The organism is Sporosarcina luteola (genome assembly GCF_023715535.1).
Classification (GTDB): domain Bacteria; phylum Bacillota; class Bacilli; order Bacillales_A; family Planococcaceae; genus Sporosarcina; species Sporosarcina luteola_B.
Genome location: NZ_JAMBOI010000004.1, coordinates 184,170 through 208,710, shown reverse-complemented (window position 1 = coordinate 208,710; position 24,541 = coordinate 184,170). Strand labels below are relative to the sequence as shown.

Annotated in this window: 27 protein-coding genes, 3 pseudogenes and 1 riboswitch; of the genes and pseudogenes, 2 read left to right on the top strand and 28 right to left on the bottom strand. The window is 44.3% G+C overall.

What is annotated here, in order from left to right:
- Nucleotides 1-36: 36 nt before the first annotated feature.
- The 18 genes from M3191_RS10395 to M3191_RS10310 all read right to left on the bottom strand — a co-directional run bounded on the left by M3191_RS10395 (nucleotide 37) and on the right by M3191_RS10310 (nucleotide 11,923).
- Nucleotides 37-921: a polyprenyl synthetase family protein gene (locus M3191_RS10395; protein ID WP_251700316.1), complete on the bottom strand. Its 885-nt coding sequence runs from the start codon at nucleotides 919-921 to the stop codon at nucleotides 37-39.
- Complete coding sequence (locus tag M3191_RS10390) at nucleotides 914-1,156, bottom strand: exodeoxyribonuclease VII small subunit (RefSeq protein ID WP_251700315.1); 243 nt, start codon at nucleotides 1,154-1,156, stop codon at nucleotides 914-916. Before M3191_RS10390 ends, M3191_RS10395 begins: the two co-directional genes overlap by 8 nt.
- Nucleotides 1,157-2,512 carry an exodeoxyribonuclease VII large subunit gene (gene xseA, locus M3191_RS10385; protein WP_251700314.1) on the bottom strand — a complete coding sequence of 452 codons (1,356 nt, stop codon included), beginning with the start codon at nucleotides 2,510-2,512 and terminating at the stop codon, nucleotides 1,157-1,159.
- A gap of 116 nt (nucleotides 2,513-2,628) precedes the next feature.
- Nucleotides 2,629-3,495, bottom strand: a complete 867-nt coding sequence (gene folD, locus M3191_RS10380; protein WP_251700313.1) for a bifunctional methylenetetrahydrofolate dehydrogenase/methenyltetrahydrofolate cyclohydrolase FolD — start codon at nucleotides 3,493-3,495, stop codon at nucleotides 2,629-2,631.
- Between the two features lie 24 nt (nucleotides 3,496-3,519).
- Nucleotides 3,520-3,900 (bottom strand): transcription antitermination factor NusB, encoded by a 381-nt coding sequence (gene nusB, locus M3191_RS10375; RefSeq protein WP_251700312.1) that lies wholly within the window; start codon nucleotides 3,898-3,900, stop codon nucleotides 3,520-3,522.
- A 112-nt stretch (nucleotides 3,901-4,012) separates the two neighbouring features.
- Nucleotides 4,013-4,414, bottom strand: coding sequence for an Asp23/Gls24 family envelope stress response protein (locus M3191_RS10370; RefSeq protein WP_251624506.1), 402 nt, complete (start codon nucleotides 4,412-4,414; stop codon nucleotides 4,013-4,015).
- Nucleotides 4,415-4,494: 80 nt separating this feature from the next.
- Complete coding sequence (accC, locus tag M3191_RS10365; RefSeq protein ID WP_251700311.1) at nucleotides 4,495-5,841, bottom strand: acetyl-CoA carboxylase biotin carboxylase subunit; 1,347 nt, start codon at nucleotides 5,839-5,841, stop codon at nucleotides 4,495-4,497.
- A 14-nt stretch (nucleotides 5,842-5,855) separates the two neighbouring features.
- Nucleotides 5,856-6,374 (bottom strand): acetyl-CoA carboxylase biotin carboxyl carrier protein, encoded by a 519-nt coding sequence (accB, locus tag M3191_RS10360; RefSeq protein WP_251700310.1) that lies wholly within the window; start codon nucleotides 6,372-6,374, stop codon nucleotides 5,856-5,858.
- Between the two features lie 141 nt (nucleotides 6,375-6,515).
- Complete coding sequence (locus M3191_RS10355; protein ID WP_251700309.1) at nucleotides 6,516-7,058, bottom strand: SpoIIIAH-like family protein; 543 nt, start codon at nucleotides 7,056-7,058, stop codon at nucleotides 6,516-6,518.
- Nucleotides 7,045-7,467, bottom strand: coding sequence for a hypothetical protein (locus M3191_RS10350; protein WP_251700308.1), 423 nt, complete (start codon nucleotides 7,465-7,467; stop codon nucleotides 7,045-7,047). Before M3191_RS10350 ends, M3191_RS10355 begins: the two co-directional genes overlap by 14 nt.
- Nucleotides 7,468-7,534: 67 nt before the next feature.
- Nucleotides 7,535-7,702, bottom strand: coding sequence for a hypothetical protein (locus M3191_RS10345; RefSeq protein WP_251700307.1), 168 nt, complete (start codon nucleotides 7,700-7,702; stop codon nucleotides 7,535-7,537).
- Between the two features lie 8 nt (nucleotides 7,703-7,710).
- Complete coding sequence (locus M3191_RS10340) at nucleotides 7,711-8,610, bottom strand: stage III sporulation protein AE (protein ID WP_251700306.1); 900 nt, start codon at nucleotides 8,608-8,610, stop codon at nucleotides 7,711-7,713.
- Between the two features lie 15 nt (nucleotides 8,611-8,625).
- Nucleotides 8,626-9,024, bottom strand: a complete 399-nt coding sequence (locus M3191_RS10335; protein ID WP_251700305.1) for a SpoIIIAC/SpoIIIAD family protein — start codon at nucleotides 9,022-9,024, stop codon at nucleotides 8,626-8,628.
- Nucleotides 9,003-9,212 carry a SpoIIIAC/SpoIIIAD family protein gene (locus tag M3191_RS10330; protein WP_060209461.1) on the bottom strand — a complete coding sequence of 70 codons (210 nt, stop codon included), beginning with the start codon at nucleotides 9,210-9,212 and terminating at the stop codon, nucleotides 9,003-9,005. Before M3191_RS10330 ends, M3191_RS10335 begins: the two co-directional genes overlap by 22 nt.
- A gap of 137 nt (nucleotides 9,213-9,349) precedes the next feature.
- Entirely contained in the window at nucleotides 9,350-9,907 is a 558-nt protein-coding gene (efp, locus tag M3191_RS10325; RefSeq protein ID WP_251700304.1) for an elongation factor P, read from the bottom strand.
- Between the two features lie 22 nt (nucleotides 9,908-9,929).
- Nucleotides 9,930-10,988 carry a M24 family metallopeptidase gene (locus M3191_RS10320; protein ID WP_251700303.1) on the bottom strand — a complete coding sequence of 353 codons (1,059 nt, stop codon included), beginning with the start codon at nucleotides 10,986-10,988 and terminating at the stop codon, nucleotides 9,930-9,932.
- The gene (gene aroQ / locus M3191_RS10315; RefSeq protein WP_251700302.1) at nucleotides 10,985-11,431 is read right to left on the bottom strand and encodes a type II 3-dehydroquinate dehydratase; all 447 of its coding nucleotides are present in this window, start codon (nucleotides 11,429-11,431) and stop codon (nucleotides 10,985-10,987) included. The genes M3191_RS10320 and aroQ overlap by 4 nt, the downstream gene beginning before the upstream one ends.
- 66 nt (nucleotides 11,432-11,497) lie before the next feature.
- Nucleotides 11,498-11,923, bottom strand: coding sequence for a hypothetical protein (locus M3191_RS10310; protein ID WP_251700301.1), 426 nt, complete (start codon nucleotides 11,921-11,923; stop codon nucleotides 11,498-11,500).
- Between the two features lie 176 nt (nucleotides 11,924-12,099).
- On the opposite strand from M3191_RS10310, the gene M3191_RS10305 reads away from it, so the two are divergent.
- Nucleotides 12,100-13,083, top strand: coding sequence for a DUF1385 domain-containing protein (locus M3191_RS10305; protein ID WP_251700300.1), 984 nt, complete (start codon nucleotides 12,100-12,102; stop codon nucleotides 13,081-13,083).
- Nucleotides 13,084-13,434: 351 nt separating this feature from the next.
- Here the strand turns inward: M3191_RS10305 and M3191_RS10300 are convergent, their stop codons facing one another.
- The 6 genes and pseudogenes from M3191_RS10300 to M3191_RS10275 form a co-directional block, all read right to left on the bottom strand.
- Entirely contained in the window at nucleotides 13,435-13,824 is a 390-nt protein-coding gene (locus M3191_RS10300) for a hypothetical protein (RefSeq protein ID WP_251700299.1), read from the bottom strand.
- 209 nt (nucleotides 13,825-14,033) lie between these two features.
- Nucleotides 14,034-15,152, bottom strand: a pseudogene (locus M3191_RS10295) (vitamin B12-dependent ribonucleotide reductase); the annotation flags it as partial.
- 8 nt (nucleotides 15,153-15,160) lie between these two features.
- Nucleotides 15,161-15,952, bottom strand: a complete 792-nt coding sequence (locus M3191_RS10290; RefSeq protein WP_251700298.1) for a helix-turn-helix domain-containing protein — start codon at nucleotides 15,950-15,952, stop codon at nucleotides 15,161-15,163.
- 253 nt (nucleotides 15,953-16,205) lie between these two features.
- A pseudogene (locus M3191_RS10285) lies at nucleotides 16,206-16,826 on the bottom strand (vitamin B12-dependent ribonucleotide reductase); the annotation flags it as partial.
- Nucleotides 16,827-17,165: 339 nt separating this feature from the next.
- A pseudogene (locus M3191_RS10280) lies at nucleotides 17,166-17,984 on the bottom strand (ribonucleotide reductase N-terminal alpha domain-containing protein); the annotation flags it as partial.
- Between the two features lie 168 nt (nucleotides 17,985-18,152).
- On the bottom strand, nucleotides 18,153-19,022 hold the full coding sequence (locus M3191_RS10275) for a lipoate--protein ligase family protein (RefSeq protein WP_285853307.1): 870 nt from the start codon (nucleotides 19,020-19,022) through the stop codon (nucleotides 18,153-18,155).
- Between the two features lie 133 nt (nucleotides 19,023-19,155).
- Between M3191_RS10275 and M3191_RS10270 the strand changes: the two genes are divergently transcribed.
- A complete protein-coding gene (locus M3191_RS10270; RefSeq protein ID WP_285847111.1) occupies nucleotides 19,156-19,473 on the top strand; it encodes a rhodanese-like domain-containing protein in 318 nt (105 codons plus the stop codon).
- A gap of 47 nt (nucleotides 19,474-19,520) precedes the next feature.
- Here M3191_RS10270 and gcvPB read toward each other — a convergent pair whose 3' ends face one another.
- From gcvPB to M3191_RS10250, 4 genes are all read right to left on the bottom strand, one after another.
- The gene (gcvPB, locus tag M3191_RS10265) at nucleotides 19,521-20,999 is read right to left on the bottom strand and encodes an aminomethyl-transferring glycine dehydrogenase subunit GcvPB (protein ID WP_251700296.1); all 1,479 of its coding nucleotides are present in this window, start codon (nucleotides 20,997-20,999) and stop codon (nucleotides 19,521-19,523) included.
- Nucleotides 20,992-22,338: an aminomethyl-transferring glycine dehydrogenase subunit GcvPA gene (gcvPA, locus tag M3191_RS10260; RefSeq protein ID WP_251700295.1), complete on the bottom strand. Its 1,347-nt coding sequence runs from the start codon at nucleotides 22,336-22,338 to the stop codon at nucleotides 20,992-20,994. The genes gcvPB and gcvPA overlap by 8 nt, the downstream gene beginning before the upstream one ends.
- 25 nt (nucleotides 22,339-22,363) lie before the next feature.
- Nucleotides 22,364-23,461 carry a glycine cleavage system aminomethyltransferase GcvT gene (gene gcvT / locus M3191_RS10255; RefSeq protein WP_435368151.1) on the bottom strand — a complete coding sequence of 366 codons (1,098 nt, stop codon included), beginning with the start codon at nucleotides 23,459-23,461 and terminating at the stop codon, nucleotides 22,364-22,366.
- 141 nt (nucleotides 23,462-23,602) lie between these two features.
- A riboswitch (glycine riboswitch) is annotated at nucleotides 23,603-23,695 on the bottom strand.
- A gap of 184 nt (nucleotides 23,696-23,879) precedes the next feature.
- Nucleotides 23,880-24,392: a shikimate kinase gene (locus M3191_RS10250; protein WP_251700293.1), complete on the bottom strand. Its 513-nt coding sequence runs from the start codon at nucleotides 24,390-24,392 to the stop codon at nucleotides 23,880-23,882.
- Nucleotides 24,393-24,541 lie beyond the last annotated feature (149 nt).

The window sequence follows — 24,541 nt, the reverse complement described above, 5'->3', positions numbered from 1 at the left end:
TAATCCGGACAACGGGTTTTTCATACCAAAGGAATATCAGACATCTCTTTGGACGATATAATCAGCAAAAAGTTTTAACATCGAGTTTTCCTTCTTTAAAAAATCCAAGCTTGCGGTTGCATCCAGGTGATACTTTTCCAATTGTTGCTGTGCCCCTTCAAGTCCCAAAAGGGAAGGATACGTGGACTTATCACTGGCAGCATCGCTATTTGCGGTCTTTCCTAGCTGTTCGGTCGTTGATGTGACGTCTAAAATGTCGTCCTTGATCTGGAAAGCTAATCCGATGTTCTTCGCATATTTGCGAAGCTGATCCAACTCAGCATCTTCTGCATCGGAAAGGATTGCACCTGCTTCTATACAGAATGACAATAATGCGCCCGTCTTATGCAGATGCACTTCTTCAAGCTCCTTCAGCGATAAGGCAGCCGTCTCACCTTCCATATCCAGCACTTGACCGCCGACCATGCCATTCGCGCCTGAAGCATCCGCTAAAAGAGCGACCAATCTGATCACCTGATCCGGCTTCGCATGTTCCAGGGAAGCTAATATACCGAATGCCCTCGTCTGCAATGCATCACCGGCGAGAACCGCTGTCGCTTCGCCGAATACTCTATGATTCGTCGGTTTACCCCTTCTGAAATCATCATCGTCCATGCTTGGCAGATCATCGTGGATGAGAGAGTATGTATGGATGAGTTCAGCTGCACATGCCACTTTAAGTGCATCAGCGGAGTCCTTCCCGAAATCAGCGAGGACTGCCAAGACTAGAAGAGGACGAATCCTTTTACCTCCCGCATTCACTGAATAGAGCATGGATTCCTTCAAAGATGATGGCGCTTTTTCTGTGTCGATCAACCGATTCATTTCCGCATCAATCAATGGTGCTTTTTCTGAAATGAAACTCTGAAGCCGTTTATCCATTCGAATCCCGACCTTTGGATGGATCGAACGGAGCCGACTGCCCATTATTATCTATGATTGAGATTAACTGCTTTTCCGCATCCTGCAATTTTCCATGACAATATGCGGATAGCTCCATACCTTGCTTGTATAATGTGATGGCGTCCTCTAACGGAACGTCTCCCGCTTCCAATTTTTGAACAATGCCTTCCAACTTTGACATTGCTTCTTCAAATCGTAGTGTTTCCTCGCTCATTTAGTTTTCCTCCTCATCCTTCATCGTGATCGATTTGATTTCAGATTCCACAGTCCCGTCTTGCATACGGACATGCAACGTCTCCCCAATCTCCAGTCCGATAACGGAATTTGCGACGGTTCCTTCTTTATAGATGATTGAAAATCCGCGTTCCATCACTTCCAATGGATTTAGCGCTTTCAGCATTCTGATCGCCGAACTGAATTGTTCGGCCTTGTTCCGTAGATCATTTTGCATTGCCCTCTTCATCCTTTCGGTCAATAACGAAAGGTTTCGATCTTCGTCCTTGATTCGCTGCAATGGAGAATAAAATGAGAGCATCCTATCCAATCGGTCATGGTCCGCTTTCCTATTCGCAGTCAGTTCATTTCTGCTCCTGAGAAGCCTGTCATCCAGTCCGCTCAACTTTTCCGTGAATGGCCTGTAAAGCCTTTCCGGGAACTGCAACGGATATGATTGCTGAGTGGTGGTCAATCGTTTGCGTTCATGCTTGATATGATTCGAAAGCGAGATGTAAAGGGAACGCTTCCGCTCCAATATCCTCTCAAACAATTCTTCTTTTGAAGGAACCGCTAATTCAGCGGCCGCAGTTGGAGTCGGCGCCCTCATATCGGCTACAAAATCTGCGATTGTCGTATCCGTTTCATGGCCGACAGCGCTTATAATAGGAATCCTGCAAGAAAAGATTGCTCTTGCTACCGCCTCTTCATTAAAAGCCCAAAGATCTTCTATGGAACCGCCGCCTCGTCCAAGGATTAACACATCGATCGAACCATGCGATTCCGCAAGCTCCAACGCCTGCACGATAGAAGGGACAGCTTGAGGACCTTGCACGATTGCCGGAAACAGGCAAATTTCAGCTAAAGGATAACGCCGTTGCAACGTGGAACAGATATCCCGAATCGCAGCACCTGACTGGGCGGTGATGACACCGATCTTGTTAGGCAAAACGGGCAGCGGTTGTTTCCAACGCACATCGAATAATCCTTCTTTCGCAAGCGCTTTTTTCAGTTGTTCATAAGCCAGATATAATGCCCCAACGCCGTCCGGCTGCATCGATTGGACATACAGCTGATATTGACTGCTAGATTCGTACACATTCACGTCCCCTGTAATCAGGACATTCATCCCTTCTTCAGGTTTGAACTTCAAAGCTCCTGCAGCCGAACGGAACATGGCGGACTGTATTCTGCTTTTATCATCTTTCAACGTAAAGTAAATATGCCCGCTTGGATGGATTTTCACATTGGAAAGTTCGCCTTTTACAAAAACATTTCTTAAATAAGGATCGGCTTCGAATTTACGTTTTATGTATTTTGTCAATGAATGCACGGATAGATACACATTTTCACTCAATAACTTTACCCCCGGAAATTCAGACGTATAGAAACGCTGTCTTTCCTATGAAAAACAGCGCAGCTCTTCGTTTATGATTATTTAAGGCGGGTAGCCGAATTTCGTTTACCCTACTATTATTGCGACTTGCCTTTTTGGCATGCCGATTCGGCACTTTGCAATGTGTTTTTCAGAAGCATCGTAATGGTCATCGGACCGACACCGCCCGGAACAGGAGTGATGGCAGAAGCGACAGCCTTCGCTTTCTCAAAATCGACGTCCCCGCATAATTTGCCGTTTTCATCACGATTCATACCGACATCAATGACAACTGCACCCTCTTTAATATGTTCGTCCGTTACGAATTTCGCCCGGCCGATGGCAACGATCAAAATATCAGCCTGTTTTGTAAATGTCGGAAGGTCCTTTGTTCTTGAATGGCAGTATGTCACTGTAGCGTCTTTTTGAAGTAGCAGTTGTCCCATCGGTTTACCGACAATATTGCTCCTTCCGATGATAACAGCATGCTTTCCTGCGATTTCAACGCCGGAACGATCCAACATTTCCATTATTCCGTGTGGGGTGCATGGAATGAATGTCTCTTGCCCGATCATCATCTTCCCGACATTTTGTGGATGGAATCCATCTACATCCTTGCTGGGGTCGATCGCTTGGATCACAAGATCTTCATTAATATGGTCCGGCAAAGGCAATTGGACCAAAATGCCATGGATGGAATCGTCGTTATTCAATTTATCGACATGTGCCAATAATTCCTGTTCAGTTACCGTTTTTGGCAATCTGATCAACTCCGATTTCATGCCGGCCTCGACACTGGACTTCTCTTTATTCTTCACATATGTCTGCGAAGCGGGATCTTCTCCTACGAGGATGACTGCAAGACCAGGTTTGCATCCGGATTCTACCAGAGTTCCGACCCCGTGCTTTATTTCCCCTCTGAGTTCTTTGCCGATCGCCACTCCATCTATCAATTTTGCGGTCATCCGATTTCCCTCCACCTTACAGTATTATTTCTCTTCGAACTTCGATAGGACGCCGTTGACAAAGCGACCTGATTTTTCATCTCCGAACTGTTTACATAGCTCGACGGCTTCGTTCAAGATGACTTTATGGGGCACATCTTCATGATGCAGCAGTTCATAGACCGCCAATCTCAAAATCGTCCTTTCGATTTTCGGCAATCGGTCTAGCGACCAGTTTTCGAGCTTGCTTGACAATGCCTTGTCCACTTCGTCGCGATATTCAGTCGTGCCTTTGACGAGTGATTCATAGAAAGGGTCGATTGGCCGTTCCATAATATAAGTAATCGCTTCCCCGATCGACATATCCGTATTGTCCAATTGAAAAAGCGTTTGAATCGCCTTTTCACGTGCTTCTCTTCGTTTCATTGTTTGTCTCCTCCACTACTGTGTCTCTTGGGCTTTATCATAGCATATTCACTTGACGAAGATATAGCAGGACAAGTTGAAAAGCACCATCCAATGGACGATGCTTTTCAGATCACTCTGATTCAGAAGTTGTATCGAAATCGATGCCGGTTATATGGACATTCACTTCTTCCGTCTCAAGCGAAGTCATATTGTAAACCGCATGCCGGATCTGCCTTTGAATCTCAGTTGCTACAGTGGGGATCGAGTGGCCATACTGGACGACGCAATATACATCAATAACGAGTCTATCACCAGTCCAATCCGTCTTGACCCCTTTTCCATGGAACACCTTGCCGAACTTCTCCGCAACCCCTGTCGCGAAGTTGCCTTTCGTCGTTGCGACGCCGTCGACTTCGTTCGTTGCAATGCCGATGATAACTTCAAGCACCTCAGGAGCCAATTGAACACGGCCTAAAACCTCGTCTCCCTTTGAACTCTTTCCTGCGAATGAAGGATTTACCTTATCAGCCATTCCACTTCTCCTCCCTCTCCTATGCATTCATGCTCGCCTAATCGCCTAAACTTCCTCGCCGCATTAGCCGTAATACCCACTTACTTCATGACTGTATATTTCTCAAGGAACTTCGTGTCAAAATCACCGGATTTGAAAACTTCATGGTCCATCAAATTCAAATGGAAAGGAATTGTCGTATCGACACCCTCGATGATGAATTCGTCAAGTGCTCGTTTCATCCTTGCAACCGCTTCTTCGCGCGTATCAGCATGAACGATCAGCTTCGCCACCATGGAATCGTAAAACGGTGGAATCGTGTAACCCGTATACATCGCTGAATCGACCCTGACTCCAAAACCGCCGGGCGGCATGTACATTGTCACTTTTCCGGGTGAAGGCATGAAGTTTTTCGCCGGATTTTCTGCATTGATCCGGCACTCGATCGACCAACCGTTAATCTTGATATCCTTTTGACGATAAGCAAGCTTTTCACCCGCTGCGATCTTCAATTGCTGTTGAATCAGATCGATTCCGGTGATCATCTCGGTCACTGGATGTTCAACCTGAATGCGGGTATTCATTTCCATGAAGTAAAATTCCTGGTTGATATGATCGAAAATGAATTCGACAGTTCCGGCTCCTCTATAGTTGACTGCCTCTGCAGCCTTAACTGCCGCTTCCCCCATCTTTTCCCGAATTTTGGGAGTAAGGGCTGGCGAAGGAGCTTCCTCAACGAGCTTTTGCATCCTTCGTTGAATGGAACAATCACGTTCCCCGAAATGGATCGTATTTCCATGCTTATCTGCAAGGACTTGCACTTCGACGTGCCTGAATTCTTCGATATACTTTTCAAGGTATACGCCCGGGTTTCCAAATGCTGCTGCAGCTTCTTTCTGCGTAATCTTAATACCTTTGGCCAATTCCTCTTCATCTCTGGCAACCCTGATCCCTTTACCGCCACCGCCGGCAGTCGCTTTTATGATGACTGGGAAGCCAATCTCCCGTGCCACTTTAAGGGCTTCGATTTCATCTGCGACAATTCCGTCAGATCCTGGAACAATCGGAACGCCTGCTTGTTTCATCGTTTCCCTTGCTACGTCTTTTGTTCCCATTCTGGAAATCGCATCGGCAGTCGGGCCAATGAATTCAATATTCACTTCTTCACAAAGCTCCGCAAAACTTGCATTTTCAGCGAGGAATCCATATCCCGGATGAATTCCATCACAGCCTGTCAATTTTGCGATACTGATGATATTTGAAAAGTTCAAATAGCTGTCCTTTGAAAGTTTCGGTCCGATGCAATATGCTTCATCGGCAAGTTCAACATGAAGAGCTTCCCGATCCGCTTCCGAATAGACCGCCACTGTTTTAATATCCATTTCTTTGCATGCCCGGATGATCCTTACTGCTATTTCGCCCCGGTTTGCTATTAATACTTTTTTCATTGTAGTTTGCCCCCTCACTTCTGTTTGACTAGGAAGAGAGGCTGTCCATATTCGACCAACTGACCGTCTTCCACAAGGATCTCCACGATTTCTCCGGAAACTTCCGCTTCGATTTCATTGAAGAGCTTCATTGCCTCAACAATACAAACGATGGAATCCGTTTTTACAGAGTCGCCTGTTTGCACGTAAGGATCCGCATCAGGAGATGAAGATTTGTAGAATGTTCCAACCATCGGAGACGTTATCTTATGCAAAGATGGATCGTTTTCTGCTGCGGATGTTTCTGTGGAAGGCTCCTTGCTCTCTTGTTTTGCAGGTGCTTGCTCGGACTGTTCCTTCTTCGTCTCTTGGACGGATGGTTGAACTTGCTGAACAGGCTCCTCTTTCCGTTGTTCTACTTGAACGGGTTGATGTTTAGTGCCGTTTGCTTTTTCAAGTTTAATTTTTGTACCTTCTGATTCGAATGTAAATTTTTCAATTGAAGATTGATCAATTAATTTAATGATTTCACGGATTTCTTGAATTTTCAACATGACAATTCTCCTGACTCATTTTTATTTACGTACCTCCTCCCTATTTTAGACGTTTTTCAAGCATATTGAAATAGATATACTGGATTTACTGTGAAATACGGTAAAATAAATAGAAAAAGACCCATTTAGGGCCTCATTTAATCATTTTTCCATAAAATCGACTTGGACTGTACGTGCATCTTCCCAGCTCGTCAGTACATATTGCGTAATTTCTGCCGCCATTTTTGTGGAATGTCCGCCATCTTCCGCGATTACAGCCACACTCACCTTGCCATTATCTTTACGGACGAACGCTTCCGGATAGCCCAGCGCCTTTAATTGTGTTTCCATCAATGCTTCAGCAGATGTGCGCTTGGTCAATTCGGCCATTTCATCATACGCTGCGCTTTTCTCTTCAGCTGTTGTGTCCGAAGAAATCACTTTGGATTGCAATTGATCTTTCAAGGAACTTCTCTCATTTTGTACTTGCATTCTCATTTCTTCAAATAACATCGAGTCTGCATAAACGGTTTTCGTTTCTCCTTCAGCATCGCCCGGTTTTGAGACGGTTACTGCATCTTTATCACCGAAGATCGCCATTCCGTCCAGAGACATCGGTGTTTCCTTCTTCAAATAGTAGATCGAGATGACCGCTACTAGACTTAGTAAAGTCAAGAACCATACTGTACGTTTATTTGCTTTCAACGTGTATCCCCCTTTTCATTTCTTCGACGACTATCCGATGTTCAGGCAACTGAAGAACCGTCGACAAGATTCGTGTCAATTCGTTTTTCGTTCTAGGATTGTCCGCCCCTTCTGCAACGACTAATACTCCCTGGAGCGGATTCCTCTTTACTGATGAGGATCCGGAGCCCGAAAAATATCCGGATAATGGGCTTGGTTCTTCTTGTTGATCGTAATGGAAGTGGATGAACACTTCTCCAACCCCTTCGATCTTCATCAAGGCTTGTTCAAGCTGAGCTTCCTTCCGGCTCTCCTCCCCTTTCCCTTTCTCCCCTCCCATCGAACCAATCGTTGAATTGATGAAAATGATGAAGACTGCTAGCAGCGTCCCGATGAAGAGCATATGAACTTTTCGTTTTGGCTTTTGCATATGATCACCATCTCATCCCTTCGAGCCGGATATGGTTCGTGTTATCTATGTTGCATATTATGCTTGTTCAGAAGAGGCTATGACCAAAAATTCTCGTAATGGAATGAATGATCCAAATTCCCATTGCCATTTTTACGAGTGGCAGGAATTCTTCCTCCTTCTCGGCCGGAAGCAATAATAATAAAGCGGAGGACACTATTGTAATAAATAAAACACCTGTCAAAAACTGCAGCATCCCACCCCTCATTTCACCACGGTAATCAATTTCACCAGAATGACAGTAAACAGGGCGGTGTAGATGAACGCGAATGCGACGAGGAAAGAGACAGCGCAAAGAACAAATAACGTCTTCCCGATATCATCGAGTATGCCTGTTATGTCTTCATTCGCAAACGGCTCAATTAGGGCAGCTGTCCACCGGTATAAGAAACCGGTCAGCAACGTCTTCAGCGTCGGCAAAAGAGCTACCGACCAGATCGTGACGATGAGCCAGGCACCGATAAAAACGCTTGCCCCCGAGGAATATCGTCCGATCGCCCCTAAACTGTCCGTCATGAATGAGCCGACGAGTGGTATGTTTTGACTGATCAGCTTTTTAATCGGTTCACTTGTCACACCTGTCAGTGCCCAAGAAATTGTGCCGCCCGCAGTGATGAATATGGAGTAAGCAGCGACTAGGGCTGAAACTAGGCCAATCAGGGAACCCCTGAGTAAATCTGCCATTCTTGTAAATGGAAGTGCCGGATGAAACCTTGAAACTATGTCAAACAGCAATGCTGCAGACAACATAGGAATGAGGATCTTATCCGATAGGATGACTGCACCATTCGCGAATAACAGCATGGCGGGCTGAAAGTTCAGCATGCTGAAGGAGCCGCCGGAAGCCAGAATGCTAGCAGTCAATAACGGATAAATGGATATGAACATCGTTGCAACTGTCTGTGTGATGGATCGTATCATTTGCAGATGCTCGTACGCCGGGTATAGGACGACAGTTAGTACGATGAAAAACAGAAAAGTTCTCGTCCATCTGCTGAATGAAGGAAAAAGAAAATCGAGAACTAAGGCCATGAATGTTGAAATGATGACGATAATGAAACTGGAGAGGACTGTCCCGATAACGGATTCTAGCATAGGCATCATGGATTCTTCATCCGATCATTTAATGATAAATTTGGAGAGCGTGTTAAGCAGCATGGATAACTGCGGAAGCCAGAGTGATAGTATTGCAATTTTAATGGCCAAATTCGCAATCTCTGCAATTGACTCATACCCAGCTTCGGCCACATGCTTCACAATCATCTCCGAGAAATAAAACAAAAAGACGCTTCCTATTAAAAGCTTCGCATAGGGACCTGGCAACGGTTCGAATAGGTTCATAAAGGTTTTTCCGAAAGGTATGATGATCGTCATACCGACATACGACAGAAAGAAGAAGAAAAGTGCTGCGTAAATTATTGGCTGCAAGCTCTTGGAAGCGAAAGACACGATTAGCAGAAGGAGGTAGATGACGACCAGTTGGAAAAGCGTAACCATTAGAATGCCAAGGAGAGCCATTGAAAGAACTCGGCGATTTCCGAAAAGAAAATCCTAAGGAAACGGAGCATTTCGGCGGCAATATAAATGTAGGCTACAAAGAAAAGGAAAAAAGAAAACTCCTTCTTACCGGTCTGTTCAAAGAAGACATGTAAAAAGCCGATGACCAATCCAATTCCGGCAATACGCAATAAATCATTCAATTCCAATTCGGGTTCCCCCTTCATGAACAACTTATGAAAGGGCAGGAAGAAATATGATGGAGTTGAGGAGGAAAAATGGATTTCCACCGCAAAAGAAAAAAACACTCCGCCTCCCAAGTAAGGAGTCGGAGTGTTACTATGCATTATGCTCTAGATACGTATTCGCCTTCTTCTGTGTTGATGATCAATTTATCACCAACGTTTACGAAGAATGGAACTTGGACGATTAGACCGGTTTCCAAAGTAGCCGGCTTCGATCCGCCGCTTGCCGTATCGCCTTTGATGCCTGGTTCAGTTTCTGCCACCTCAAGTGTGACTGTTACCGGTAGCTCAACGCCGAGGATTTCATCTTTGAACATGATGATATGAACTTCCATGTTTTCTCTCAAGTAGTTCAATTCTTCTTTGATTTGCGCTGATGGCAATTCGATCTGCTCGTACGATTCATTGTCCATGAAGACATGGTCATCGCCATTAGCATACAAATATTGCATACGACGGTTGTCAATTTGCGCCTTTTCAACTTTCTCGCCTGCACGGAATGTCTTTTCATTCACATTTCCTGTGCGCAGATTACGCAGTTTTGAACGGACGAATGCCGCACCTTTTCCCGGCTTTACGTGTTGGAAATCGATAATGCGCCAAATGTCCCCTTCAAATTCGATTGTCAGACCTGTTTTAAATTCGTTTACAGAAATCATGCTTTTTCCTCCATTTTGTTCGTTATAGGATGATCAATTCTTTAGGTGAATGTGTCAAACGGACATTGCCGTCTTCAGTGATAATAATATCATCCTCAATACGGACACCGCCGATTCCAGGCAGATAAATGCCCGGTTCGACCGTGACAGTCATGTTCGGCACAAGTACAGTTTCCGAACGGAAGGATAATGCTGGACCTTCATGTACTTCCAAACCGATGCCATGGCCCGTTGAGTGTCCGAAGGCATCTCCATATCCCTTAGATTTGATGTAGTCACGAGCAATTGCATCCGCTTCTATTCCAGTCATACCCGCTTTGATCTCTTCCAAAGCCAATTCTTGTGCTGCAAGGGTCACTTCATAGATTTCCTTCATTTTCTCTGAAGGTTCCCCTACTGCGACAGTACGAGTGATGTCTGAAATATAGCCGTTATAGAGCGCCCCGAAATCCAATGTAACCAGCTCGCCGGATTGAATCACTTTGTCTGAAGCGACGCCGTGCGGCAATGCACCGCGCTCCCCTGAAGCTACAATTGTATCGAATGAAGATGAAGCTGCGCCTTGTCTTCTCATGTACATTTCGAGTTCGTTTGACACTTCCAGCTCCGTAACTCCCGGTTTGATGAACGTGCAAATATGAGCAAATGCATCATCCGCAATTTTCGCGGCTTGTTGAAGAATCTTGATTTCATCAGCGTTTTTTACCATACGAAGATTTTCTATAATTCCGGAAACTGCTTTCAGTTCGGCATCCACTTTGTCATTATATAATTCGTACGTGCCAAAAGAAACATTATCTTTTTCGAAGCCTAATGTTTTGAGTTTCATTTCCTTTGCTTGGTTGGAAACTTCCTCGATAATCGTTTTTTCATGCTTGACGATGCGGAAGCCTTGCATTTGTTCGGCTGCCTGTTCTGTATACCTGAAATCGGTGATGAACACTGCATCATCAGCTGAAACGATAGCAACACCTGCACTGCCAGTAAATCCGGTTATATAACGTCTGTTATATGGATTCGTCACCAATAGTGCATCTAAACCGTTTTCTTTCAACGCTTCCCTCAATTTTGCCAGTTTCATAGCTTTACCCCTTTTCTACGGAGAAGGAAAGCCTGGAGTGCAAGTTCATAACCGCTAGTGCCGAAGCCGGACAGCTGTCCTATGCACACAGGTGCGAGCATTGATGTTTGTCTGAATGGTTCCCGACTATGTATATTCGAAATATGAACTTCGATAACTGGTATATCGACAGAAGCGATTGCATCCCTTATTGCAACGCTCGTATGTGTATAGGCTCCGGGATTGAAAATAATTCCGTCACAACCGGCATCTTCGGCCTCATGGATTTTATCAATCAATGCACCTTCCGCATTCGATTGATAAAAAGAAATCTCCACAAGTTTCTCTTGAGCGATGGATTTCAGGTTGTTTTCGACATCCTCCAACGTTTCAGCACCATAGATACCGGGTTCCCTTTTGCCAAGCCGATTCAAATTCGGTCCATTCAGAACAAGCAGTCTCACAGCTACACCATTCCCCTCACTATTTTCTTCACCATTTTATCATATCGTTCCAATGGCGCAACCTATTTATGGTTGTTGTTCGAAAGTTTTCTTCATATAGACAGCGGTTCCCGTAATGAACCTGCTGACGATTGCGATTAGGGAGATGAAAGGAATTGACAGTTTCTTGACACCCTCCGTGAACGTCAGTGGAGAATAGATGATCCATTCAATCGCAACAGCCGCAACAATACTGACGGCAATGGCCGTTATTGCCGGAGGTATATTTGCCGTAGCTCTCGACAGTCCATAGAATAGGCCGAAAGCTAGTAATAAGACGATGAAAAGCAATGCCCACTTCCAGCCTTCATTCGATGATCCAAATAATAACCATTTGCCACCCCATCCGACAGGTGACCATTTTATGAAATTGAAAAAATGCAGGAATTTCAATGCTCCTATTGTGAATAATGCCGCGATGATTGTCGTCCATATCATTGTTTTATTGAACATATCGACTCCTCCTTATGACGAGTGTCGGGAAAAAGCCATTTTTTTAAACCTTAATGGTGGAGTCAATCCCCTTTTTTTTGTACAATAGTTAGATAAGTTATCTGATATAATGTTTCTAGAGTAGAACATATTTCGAAACATGTTTTTCATTTGATAAGAGAAGGTGTTGGGTACCCATGACTAAAAAACAACAACCGCCGGCATACGGTGGGCAGGCACTCATCGAAGGTGTTATGTTCGGCAGCAGAAACCATACAGTGACAGCGATCCGGCGGAAGGATGATTCACTCGATTATTTCTATGTTCCAAAAGAGCAGAAGCCATTCGCCGCGAAATTGAAAAAGATCCCTTTTGTGCGCGGAATTGTCGCTTTGATAGAATCCGCAGGTATCGGATCTAGACATTTGACGTTCGCGAATGAGCGTTATGATGTCATGCCAGGCGAGGAAGTGGAAGAGAACGGAGAAGAGGCTTCCAAGCTTACGATGGTTATCGGCGTCGCAGCGGTAGGCGTGCTCTCATTTTTATTCGGCAAGTTCGCGTTTACACTTGTTCCGGTCTTTTTAGCGCAAATGCTCGAATTCATGGCTCCAGGGAAAACGGCACAAATCTTGCTGGAGAGCTTTTTCAAACTAACACTTTTGTTGTTGTACATTTCCCTCATTTCCATGACACCGTTAATTAAACGAGTTTTCAAGTATCATGGTGCTGAGCACAAAGTGATCAATGCTTATGAAAACGGTCTTCCGCTTACCGTTGAAAATGTCCAAGCGCAGTCTCGGCTCCATTATCGATGTGGCAGCAGCTTCTTGTTGTTTACAGTGATTGTAGGGATGTTCATTTATTTCTTCGTTCCCGCTGATCCGTTATGGTTTAGGGTTGTCAATCGAATTCTGTTGATTCCTGTTGTGATTGGCATTTCATTTGAAGTATTGCAGTTTACGAACCGCCTTCGTAATATTCCTGTATTGAAGTATTTAGGATATCCGGGATTGTGGCTGCAGTTGTTGACGACGAAGGAGCCTGAGGATAAACAGGTGGAAGTGGCGATTGCCTCTTTTAATAAACTGCTTGAAATTGAAGAGCAAGGAATTGAAAATGTTGATATTTTGAAGTCGACTGACACAAAAATGCAAGATTCGACAGTTCCCGTGAATTAATAAAAAGGAAGTGTCCCGAAAGTTGGGGCACTCCCTTTTTTTATAGTCCCGGTAAAAGATCTTCACCGTTACAGGGGCAGTTGATTTCCTACTAATACTCTGGATTCAATTGTTCTTTCGGTTTATAGTAGCATTGTTTTAAGGATTGATAGATTTTTCTCCGGAAATGGAGCGCTCTATTCAATTCCACGGCGTGTACACCAGCCAATCGCTGACACTTCAATTTTGTGTAAGGTATTTTCAAAAAGATATTTTCCCAATTTAGCAACTTACAATTATAAACTGTTGAAATTTGGGAATCTTCATCTTCATTAATTGATAATACATTCAAAATTTGAATTGCTGAAGGCTTTAAAGTTCTTTAAATTTATATTGCACTTGAACAAGAACGTATTTTCCAGTCCACATTTGAGTAGTCGCAACTAATCTTTCTCCATCTTTTTCAAAGAACAGACCAGCACCGTCTTTTTCTTTAAATTCCCATCCTTTTGAACGAATCATCTGTTTAATATTATTATCCGCTATCGATATACCTTTATTTTCAGTTCTTGTGATATACCAAACGGAATTAGTGTCGGTTGCGAGCTCTACTATCTTCTCATCGGAGTTTTTTAGTTTTTCAATTGCTTCTTTTGCTGATAGATGATCTATCGGTAAAGAAGGATAGTGTGATTTATTCACAAAAATAAACACCGCCACAGCCACTACTACTATGCCCAATACAATTCCAACCTGTTTCATACATTACCCCCTCCGTAGTAAATTAATTTATTTGGTCCTTCTTAAAAATTCTGGTATTGAACAAGAATGAAGTAACTATTTTATTTATTATACCAAGTCTTCCAAACAATCACTCTAAAAAATTAAGGAAATAGAAAAAACAGGTAAGGAAAAACTTTTTTTCCTTACCTGTTTTATGTTGCTAACTAATTGGACAGTTCGTTTTTATATTATAAACCACATTTCAACTGTGCATTACAGTTCGTGCATGTGTTGCAGCCGCCCATTTCTTCGACGGTTCCTTGTCTACATACAGGGCATGTATCGCCGACTTCAGAGCCGATTGTGACGTTGGTTGAACGCAAGTCCTGAATCGTATTCACGAGTACGACTTTTCGTTGTTCAACGACTTCCTCCACATAATCAGAGTCCATTTCGTTTTCTTCGGCTTTCAGCGTAAGCACTTGCGAGTCACGGCTGCCGTCGACATACACGGTGCCGCCTTTCGCTCCGCCTTTATAGAGGCGCTCGTAGACGCTTTCCACCTGTTCGACAGTATAGCCGCGTGGAGCGTTTACTGTTTTAGAAATCGAGCTGTCAATCCAGCGTTGGATGATGCACTGAACGTCTGCATGCGCTTCCGGTGCCAGGCTCATTGACGAAATAAACCATTCAGGAAGGTTGTCCGGATCAGCTTCCGGGTTACGTTGTAAATATTCCTCTACGATGCCCGCTTTTACCTCGATGAATTTACCGAGACGTCCGCTGCGGTAATACGTGAAGGAGAAATATGGTTCAAGGCCTGTAGAAACTCCAACCATGGTTCCAGTGGATCCAGTTGGCGCAACTGTCAATAAATGAGAGTTTCTGATACCGTGTTCGAGAATTGATTCACGGATATCTTCCGGCATTTTCTTCATGAAACCTGTGTTGATGAATGCTTCACGAAGCATTTTTGTCTCCTCGTCAGTTTTGCCGATAAGGAATGGGAAGCTTCCCTTTTCTTTCGCAAGCTCGATCGATTCGCGGTAAGCCGTTGTCGCAATCGTTTCGAACACTTTGTCGACAAGCTCGTTGCCTTCTTCTGAGCCATATTCTTTTTCACAATAGATGAGAAGGTCGGCAAGTCCCATGACTCCTAGTCCTACACGACGTTCGCCGAGGGCTTGTACTTTATTTTCCTCTAGGAAATATGGTGTCGCATCGATGACGTTATCCTGCATACGGACACCGACACGGACTGTTTCTATCAATTTATCGTAGTTCACAGTTTTAGTTTCTTTATCAGCGAATTCAGCAAGGTTTACAGCAGCAAGGTTACAAACCGAATATGGTGCTAGTGGTTGTTCCAATTTTGTTATCCTGAAGGTTTTTTATCCTCCAGTTCTGTTCCTTCATTTTGGTATGCTTTCCAATTATCGATGTATGATTTAAATTTTCGATCAAGATAAATTGAGCAATCATTATACAACCATTTTATAAACCAGCTATCTTTTCTGGAAAGTTGTATAAGGAAGTAATTGCCTTTATTGGCATGCCAAGGAGTAAAGTCGAAATTATGTTTTAAAAAGGACATAAATGAATCAAAAAAGGATGGACTACCAATAACTAAGGCGCATTGTCTAAACCCAATATGACCATCACCATCAAAAAACCCTCTGATAAAATGGCGGTAAAGTTCGACATTTTCCAATACCGGAAACAGTAATGTAGAACTTTTACTATTGGTCACAGTGTACTTCTCTAAATCCAGAATCATTTTTTTGCTGCATAGACTAACTGTTTTATACTTTCCATTTGCCCGGTCCGTTATTTTGGCACTGCTGCACATTGCTGCATTTATTTTATAAAGTATATCAATGTCGGATGCTTGGAGCTTTATATCAAGTGACCTACCATGACTTCCAATGCAACCATCTGCCATAACAAAACCCAAAATATAGGCTTTTTCTTCGTTGTCTATTTCCACAAAAAAATCTTCATTAAAGAAATTTGTTCTTTCTCTTCTGGCATTGCGCTTTAGTTTTAAGCCGTGCTTTTTCTCCCAGTTATACACAGTCCTTTTAGTAACATTTAAATACTCACTGACATCTGTTAAAGTTTTACCTTTTTTTACTTGATCGGAAAACCACACTTTATTTGAAAGCATATGATTTCTCCTTTCGAAATTACAAGATATTTAATCTGCAAATCAAATGGAAAAATCAAACAGCTCAGCATAAATTTTCACTGCGAAATGCAGTGTTGCGGTCTCGTGCCTGGATTATAGTCTGTTTTATTAATCAAACAGGATCACCAGGTATGCGTTGCCCCTGACTGAAGCTTTACCTTCAGCCTTCGGTTCGGATTGGCATCTCAGCTTCCCCGCTTCATCCCGCAATTTTTAACGTGAGGCGAAGTCCACCACACGGGTTTGTCGCTACGACTTGCTGGCCGTATGCTTTTGCATTCGTTTCGTTATTCGCATTGTCGATAAAGAAAATGCCTGGTTCTGCGGAGTACGTGGCACAAATGTTAATGAGATCCCATAGTGCACGCGCTTTGATTGTCCTGTATACACGGACTTCATATCCTAGGCGCTCCCATTCACGGACGTCTCCGACCTTATGCCACTCCTCATTATAAGCCGCCATCTCTTCAGCAGAGTATTTTTCAACTGCTGGGAAACGGAGTTCATAATCAGCATCTTGTTCTACGGCTTTCATGAAATCATCTGTCAATGTGACTGAGATGTTAGCGCCTGTCAGGAATTCCGGATTGTGTACGGAATAAGTTCCTCCATCGCGTAATTTCGTTTCAGCGTCTTTCAATATTGCTTCGTTGAAACCGCCCATTCCAGGGATTGTACGATAGTTGAGGATTCCTTGGTACATCGCTTCCTCTTGCGCCGTAAGCGGTTTGAATTTCAGTTTTTCATTTGCGAGCTTCTTAATCATTTCGTCTTCTGTATGTTCTAGAAGATAACGGAGAATCCTCGGATTCTGCATTTTCGAAATGATGAATTCGCAAATGTCAGGATGCCACCTAAATACCGTCCTTTTCAGGATATTTCTCTGCAAGAAGCAGACGGAGTAGACTATATCATCACCCTCAGCATTATCTGTTAGGGGTCGGGCGCTTCGGAAAGAACTGTATCTTCCCTACTCTACTTGCATTCACTTTCAATGCTTTCGATAGTCGTTGAACCTTCACCTTAAACGGTGCTTGGCTGCGGATTGTCCAATGCCATTAATTTTTCAGCATTCACGCTCATCGTTTCCGATCACGTTGTAGCTTAATGGCCTCTAAGGAGTTCTTCGCAATTCACCCGATTTTCTAGTCGTCCATTGTCTGGACGACGCGGACTAGCATTGTCTTTAATCCGCCAACATAATCATCTGAGCTCCGCGTCTGGAGCCGCCTTGTTCGACAAGATGTGTCAATTTTGCAATGTCATCGAGCCACGATACTGACCCGGATGATTTACCGTTGACTCCTCGTGCTAATGTATTGCGTGGTCGTAGTGTGGAACCGTTCGTTCCGACCCCGCCGCCACGGCTCATGATTTCCATCACCTGTTTACGGTGATCTGAGATGCCTTCACGGGAATCCGCCACGAACGGCATGACGTAACAGTTGAAGAATGTCACTTCAGTGTCAGATCCAGCCCCGTATAATACACGCCCCGCGGGAATGAAGTTCAATTTGGAGAGTTGTCCATAGAACTGATCGAACGACTCCTTGCGCCGCTCTTCCGTCTTTTCGACAGATGCGAGCCCTGTCGCATTCCGTTTTGCAATCTGCTCGTAGAATACTTCAAGCGGCTTTTCGATGACTTCAATTGGTCTTGTTATTATGCCTGTTTCCTGATTTTCGGGATTGTCGATTGCAGTGCGGTATTCCTTTTCAATCCAAATATCCGCTTTTCCATTCTTCTCATCAAGCGCTGTGATGAACCCAAGTCCCCTTGCTGGAAACTTCGGATCTTCCTTTACAGTCAATACGACGAAATCGCCGACCTTCAGCGTTTTCTTTTCGGTATCCTTGAAAGAATAACGATCGATCATGACAAGACGGGATACACCGCTGTGTTCGATTTTCATGTCTTCTGTAATTGGATGCACTTGCGGGAATCCTGCAATATCCGCATTCAACCGTGCCTTGTCCAGAATTGGTTCCTGATGCTTTGAAACAATTACCATTAACGCATCCTCCCTCTGGTTTATTTTTATCAACACAACATGTTGTGTTATTTCTCTTCCCTAATCTACTACATATTGAAACCTGTCGCAATGATAAGATTTAGAACCGAAAAATCTGAAGTTGATATTATGCGTTTCACCGCAAAAAATAATCCAAAAGTTCCAGTCTTATTTTTTAAAGTTCCAGTCTTTGTTCGCATATTTCCTTTTTTCAACTTCTTCGATATAAAGGAGTTGCTCTTCCGTAAGTTCCATCGGTTGAAGAACGATATCCAATGCTGTTTCAAAGCCTTTCCCAAAAGCTCTGACACATTCTTCCACAGAGATATCGCGATCAGTCAATCGATCGATGGCAACCGCTTTTTCCGGCAGGCTTTCGAGCATTCGCTTACGACTTTCTTCGGATGGGAACTTGAATAACGACACAAGTTTATTCTCATCCAAACCTAATAGTATCGCTCCATGCTGTAAAATTACACCCTTCTGCCGGGTTTGGGCGCTTCCTGCTACCTTTTTTCCTTCGACGACGAGTTCATACCAGCTTGGAGCATCGAAACAAACAGCGCTTTTCGGCTTTTTCAGGTTATCGCTTTGCTCCTTAGAGGCCGGCAATGAAAACTCGGCATGCAATCCTAGGTTCCGAAAGCCCTCTAATAGACCGCCGGAAATGACGCGATACGCCTCTGTAACACTTTCAGGCATACCAGGGTAGTCTTCTGTTACGATAACGCTATATGTAAGTTCATGCTCGTGCAGGACGCCTCTTCCGCCGGTTGGCCGACGTACGAATCCGAGTCCGTGTTTCTCGACCGCATCCATGTTGATTTCCTTTACAACACTTTGGAAATAGCCGATTGACAACGTTGCCGGCTCCCATTCATAAAACCGCAGCACAGGACCGATCTCTCCCCTGCTATGCCATTCCAACAACGCTTCATCCAGCGCCATATTGTATGATGGAGAACATTTTCCTGAATTGATAAAATGCCAGACCGTCTTCCCCAAATCATTACCCCCCTTACCCACAATGCTTATCATTTTATCATTCCCATTGAACAAGTGCTACTCATTCTTTATAATGGAACTATAGAAAGAAAGGGGAAAATCGGTTGTGGATTATATTATTCTAGGGGCGGTAGTTCTCGCCATCATTTTGTATTTTGTCATTACAATGTTCCGTGTCAAAAAAGCAGTTACAAACCTAACACAGGAGCAATTCATCGAAGGATACCGAAAGGCTCAATTGATCGATGTACGTGAACCGAAAGAATATGAAGCGGGTCATATTTTAGGCGCCCGTAATATTCCTTATTCACAGTTCCGCCAGCGCTTTAAAGAAATCCGTCCGGACAAGCCTGTCTATCTTTATGATCAAAACGGCGGCAAAAGTTCACGGGCAGCCATGTATTTGAAGAAGCGCGACTATACCCAACTCTACCAGCTGCAAGGCGGATTCCGCACTTGGACAGGCAAAGTGAAAAGTAAATAAAATAGAGGAGAGACCCTATATTCGGGCCTCTCCTTTCTTTATGCCTATTATGCCTTCACGAGCTCTTCTTCTTTTGTATACCTCAATACCGGTTGACGAGCCGCTTTCGTCTCATCTAGACGATTGATAACCGTCGTATGAGGCGCTTCCTGAACGATTTCAGGATTCTCTTCTGCTTCTTTCGCAATTTGGATCATAGTATCAATGAAGGAATCAAGCGTCTCCTTCGACTCCGTTTCTGTAGGCTCAATCATGATCGCCTCTTCAACATTCAACGGGAAGTAGATTGTCGGCGGATGGAAGCCGAAGTCGAGCAACCGTTTCGCCATATCCAATGTTCGTACGCCCAACTTCTTCTGACGGCGTCCTGATAATACGAACTCATGTTTACAGTGCTGCGTGTAAGGCAGGTCGAAATAAGGCTCGAGTCTGCGCATCATGTAGTTTGCATTCAACACCGCGTTCTCCGTGACAGCTTTCAAGCCATCCGGACCCATTGAGCGGATATATGTGTACGCACGCAAATAGATGCCGAAGTTGCCATAGAAAGGTTTAACGCGCCCGATTGATTGGGGAACGTCATATTGGAATGTATATCGGTCATTTTCTTTGATGAGAATCGGCTTTGGCAGGAACGGAGCCAATTCCTTCGTTACTCCGACAGGGCCTGAACCTGGGCCGCCGCCGCCGTGAGGACCTGTAAATGTCTTATGCAAATTCAAGTGGACCGCATCGAAGCCCATGTCTCCAGGACGCGCCTTAGCCATGACAGCGTTCAAGTTTGCGCCATCATAGTACAATTTACCACCTACGCCATGTACAATTTCAGCCATTTGAAGAATATCTTCTTCAAAAAGACCTAATGTATTCGGATTTGTCAGCATGAGGGCCGCCGTATCCGAGCCGACCTTCGATTTCAAATCATCGATATCGACAAGACCGAATTCATTTGACTTGACTGTTACTGTATCAAAGCCGGCTACTGTAGCGGAAGCAGGGTTTGTACCATGCGCGGAGTCCGGTACAAGTACCTTCGTACGGTGAGATTCCCCGTTCGCTTCATGGAATGCACGAATCATCATGAGCGCAGTCCATTCCCCATGTGCACCTGCAGCTGGTTGAAGTGTCACTTCATCCATTCCAGTAATTTCTTCAAGGTGTTCCTGTAGGTCAAACATCATTTCCATTGCACCTTGGACAGTTGATTCATCCTGCAGCGGATGGATGTTCGCAAAACCAGGGAATCTTGCAACTGCCTCATTGATTTTCGGATTATACTTCATCGTACAAGATCCAAGTGGATAGAATCCGGTGTCGACTCCGTGGTTACGATTGGATAATGCTGTATAATGACGCATAATATCAAGCTCTGAAACTTCTGGAAGTTCAGGTGATTCCTTTCTGAGAAGACCTTCCGGAAAATGGCTTGAAAGATCAATTTCAGGAACATCAAGCTCAGGCAAGCTATAACCGATCCGGCCTGCTTTTGTAATTTCAAAAATGAGCGGTTGGTTGTCTTTATGCATGAAGGGCCTCCATTTCCTGCACAAGTGCATCGATTTCTTCTTTCGTACGTTGTTCCGTAACGGCAATCAAAACATGGTTGGAAAGCTCTGGATACGTCAATCCAAGATCATATCCGCCGATGATTCCTTTTTCAAGAAGCTTCGCATTCACTTCTTTGACCGGTTTCTTAAGTACCACGACAATTTCATTGAAATGGTGTCCGCCATATTTCACTTCGAATCCAGCCTTCTCAAAAGCACTTTTCGCATATGCGGTTTTCGCTATGTTTTGGTATGCAATTTCCTTTGTACCCGCTTTTCCTAAGGCTGTCATCGCAACCGAAGCTGCAAGGGCATTCAGTGCTTGGTTCGAACAAATATTGGATGTCGCCTTGTCGCGTCGGATATGTTGTTCCCGTGCTTGAAGCGTCAATACGTATCCGCGTCTGCCTTCGCTGTCAGTAGTTTCCCCTACCAATCTTCCTGGCATTTTCCTCATCAACTTTTTCGTAGTTGCAAAGTATCCGCAATGCGGGCCGCCGAACTGTTCGGAAATGCCGAACGGCTGTGCATCACCTACTGTAATATCCGCGCCTAATTTTCCTGGAGGCGTCAATACACCGAGTGCTAGCGGATTCGCCGATACGACTAACAGTCCGCCTTTTTCATGAGTGATGTCTCCAATTTTTTGGATGTCTTCCACTTGGCCGAAGAAGTTCGGATACTGGACAAGAACTGCTGCAGTTTTATCATCGAGCAACTCCTCGAGCAATGCCAAATCCGTCACACCATCTTTATGAGGAATTGTTACAACATCGATAAATTGACCTGCCGCGTAAGATGTCACTACGTCCCGCGCTTCAGGATGAACCGTTTCGGAAACGAGGATTTTCTTGCGGCGTGTATGTCCTGCCGCCATCGTCCCAGCTTCAGCAAGAGATGTGCCGCCGTCATACATCGATGAGTTGGCAATGTCCATGCCCGTCAATTCACAGATCATCGTTTGGAATTCAAAAATGGCTTGCAATTCTCCTTGAGAGATTTCTGGTTGATAAGGTGTATAGGCTGTATAGAATTCGGAGCGCGAAATGACATGGTCAACGATGATCGGTTTGTAATGATCATACACACCTGCTCCTAAGAAAGATGCATAGGTGCGAGCATCCGCGTTTTTCGCTGCAAGTTGTGCAAGCTCCTTCGTCAATGCGGACTCCGCTTTCGCTGGTTTAATATTCAATTCACCTTTAAAACGGACTTTCTCCGGAATATCTTCAAATAGCTCATCAACTGTCGCAATCCCGATTGCTGATAGCATTTCTTCGCGATCCGTCTCCGTCATAGGAATATAACGATGCTTCATATCAACATGTCCCCTTTTCATCCATTTATCGTTTGTAGAAAGGTGTGGCAATTAAAACCGCTTTCAGATGTTTGCCACGGATTTCAACTTCCACTTCAGTTCCTTCAGCTGTATGCTCCGTTGCAAGAAGTGCGAATCCGATATTCTTTTTCAGTGTAGGCGATTGGGTTCCCGTAGTGACTTCCCCGATTTCCTCGTCGCCAATGAAAACTTTATAGCCTGTCCGCGGAATTCCTTTATCGATCATTTCAAGACCGACAAGCTTCCTTGGAACACCATTCTCCTTTTGTGCAGCAAGCACTTCTTTACCTATGAAATCGGCTTCCTTATTCAACTTCACGACAAAGCCAAGGCCAGTTTCCAGCGGAGTGATATCCTTCGATAATTCCTGGCCGTACAGTGGCAGTCCCGCTTCGAATCGAAGCGTATCGCGGGCGCCTAAACCGGCAGGAACCACGCCTTCCTCTTCTCCAGCTTCCAAAATGGCCGGCCATAGAGCGACCATCGATTCCGGAGATCCATAAATTTCGAAACCGTCTTCGCCGGTATAGCCTGTCCGGGAAATGAGCACATTGTGTCCTGCGATATCGACATTTTCTTTGAAACGGAAGAACTTGATTTCATCCAATGGCTCGGAAGTCAATTTCTGCAATACTTCCTGGGCTTTCGGGCCTTGTAATGCCAGCAGGCCGAATTCGTTCGAACGGTCTTCGATGACCACATCGCCCGACGCATGCTGCTTCATCCATTCAACGTCTTTTTCGATGTTGGAAGCGTTCACAACTAGAAGATAGTCATTCTCTTTCCTTCTGTAGATGAGCAGGTCATCTACTGTGCCGCCATTTTCATAGCACATTGCAGTGTATTGCGCTTGACCGTCCTTCAATTTGGAGACATCATTTGTGACCAACCCTTGCAGGAAGGGAAGTGAATCCAGGCCAGAAACAAAAACTTCGCCCATATGCGATACGTCAAATAGGCCAGCTTTCGTTCGGACAGCTTCATGTTCGGCCTTAATGCTTGAAAACTGAACTGGCAGTTCCCAACCACCGAAATCAATCGTTTTTCCACCGTACTGTTGATAACTATCAAATAGTGCAGTGCGTTTCAAAGTTCCTGTCAAAGTCATATCCCCCTTGAAATGAATGATGAAAAAAAGACAGAAGTCCCCTTGTAATAAGAGAACCTCTGTCCGTGTACCTGAAAGTTTGACCTTGCGGCTTTCCTCTTTGGTGGCCGAAAATGCCGGCGCTCTCCAGAGACGCGTCATGAATGAGTCTTTTTGCCTGAGAGATTCATAACTTCCGTTACTTGCTCCTTCGGCGACGCCTAATGCGTGCTCTCCCCATCCAATCATCCGCCATATTCAATTAAAAATAAAATGAGTAAAATTCGGACAAGTAACTGCCCTTTCGCCTCATATCTTAACATTTTATTTTTAATAGCGCAATCCTTTTTCATGTGTTATTAAATTACCGAACGTTATCCACTCGGAACAACTAATCGTACGTATTATAATCGCCAGATATTTCAGTACTCTCTCATTCAATTGTTAATCTAACAATCTGAGACGCAATATACTGAGTAATCTCATTCAATGACCTATTTGTCGTTTCGACTTTAAAATGTGCGCTTTGCAGATAAAGCGGCTTCCTCTTGTGAAAGAGCATCTCCAATTCATGTCTGGAAGATCGCTGAACGATCGGTCTGTTGCTATCAGTCGAAATCCTTCGCCAAATATCACGGAACGTTGAATTCAAGAAAAAGACAAGGCCTGTCCTTCTCATGATAGTCCTGTTCACCTCTCTCATTGCAACACCGCCACCGGTCGCAATGATGCAATAGCTGTCATGGAAATTGCGCAAGAATTCGGTTTCCATTTCCCTGAACCCCTCCTCGCCGTATGTTTCGAAGATCTGAGGGATTGTCATTCCTGTCTGATTGGCAATTTCCGTATCCATATCGTAGAAAGGCAAATTCAGCAATGTCCCCAGCCGCTTGCCGATAGCGCTTTTTCCGCTTCCCATAAATCCGACCAAGTATACTCTCTTCATATCTCTACCCGCCTTGCCTCATCAACTTTGATGTTTCTTTCTCGTAATGGAGTTCTATTGAATCGTAAGTTCTGTATAGATTACTATGCCACGAAACAATAGTAAATAGAAAGAGGCTGACGAGAAATAATAAAATTAGCGAAGCGGCC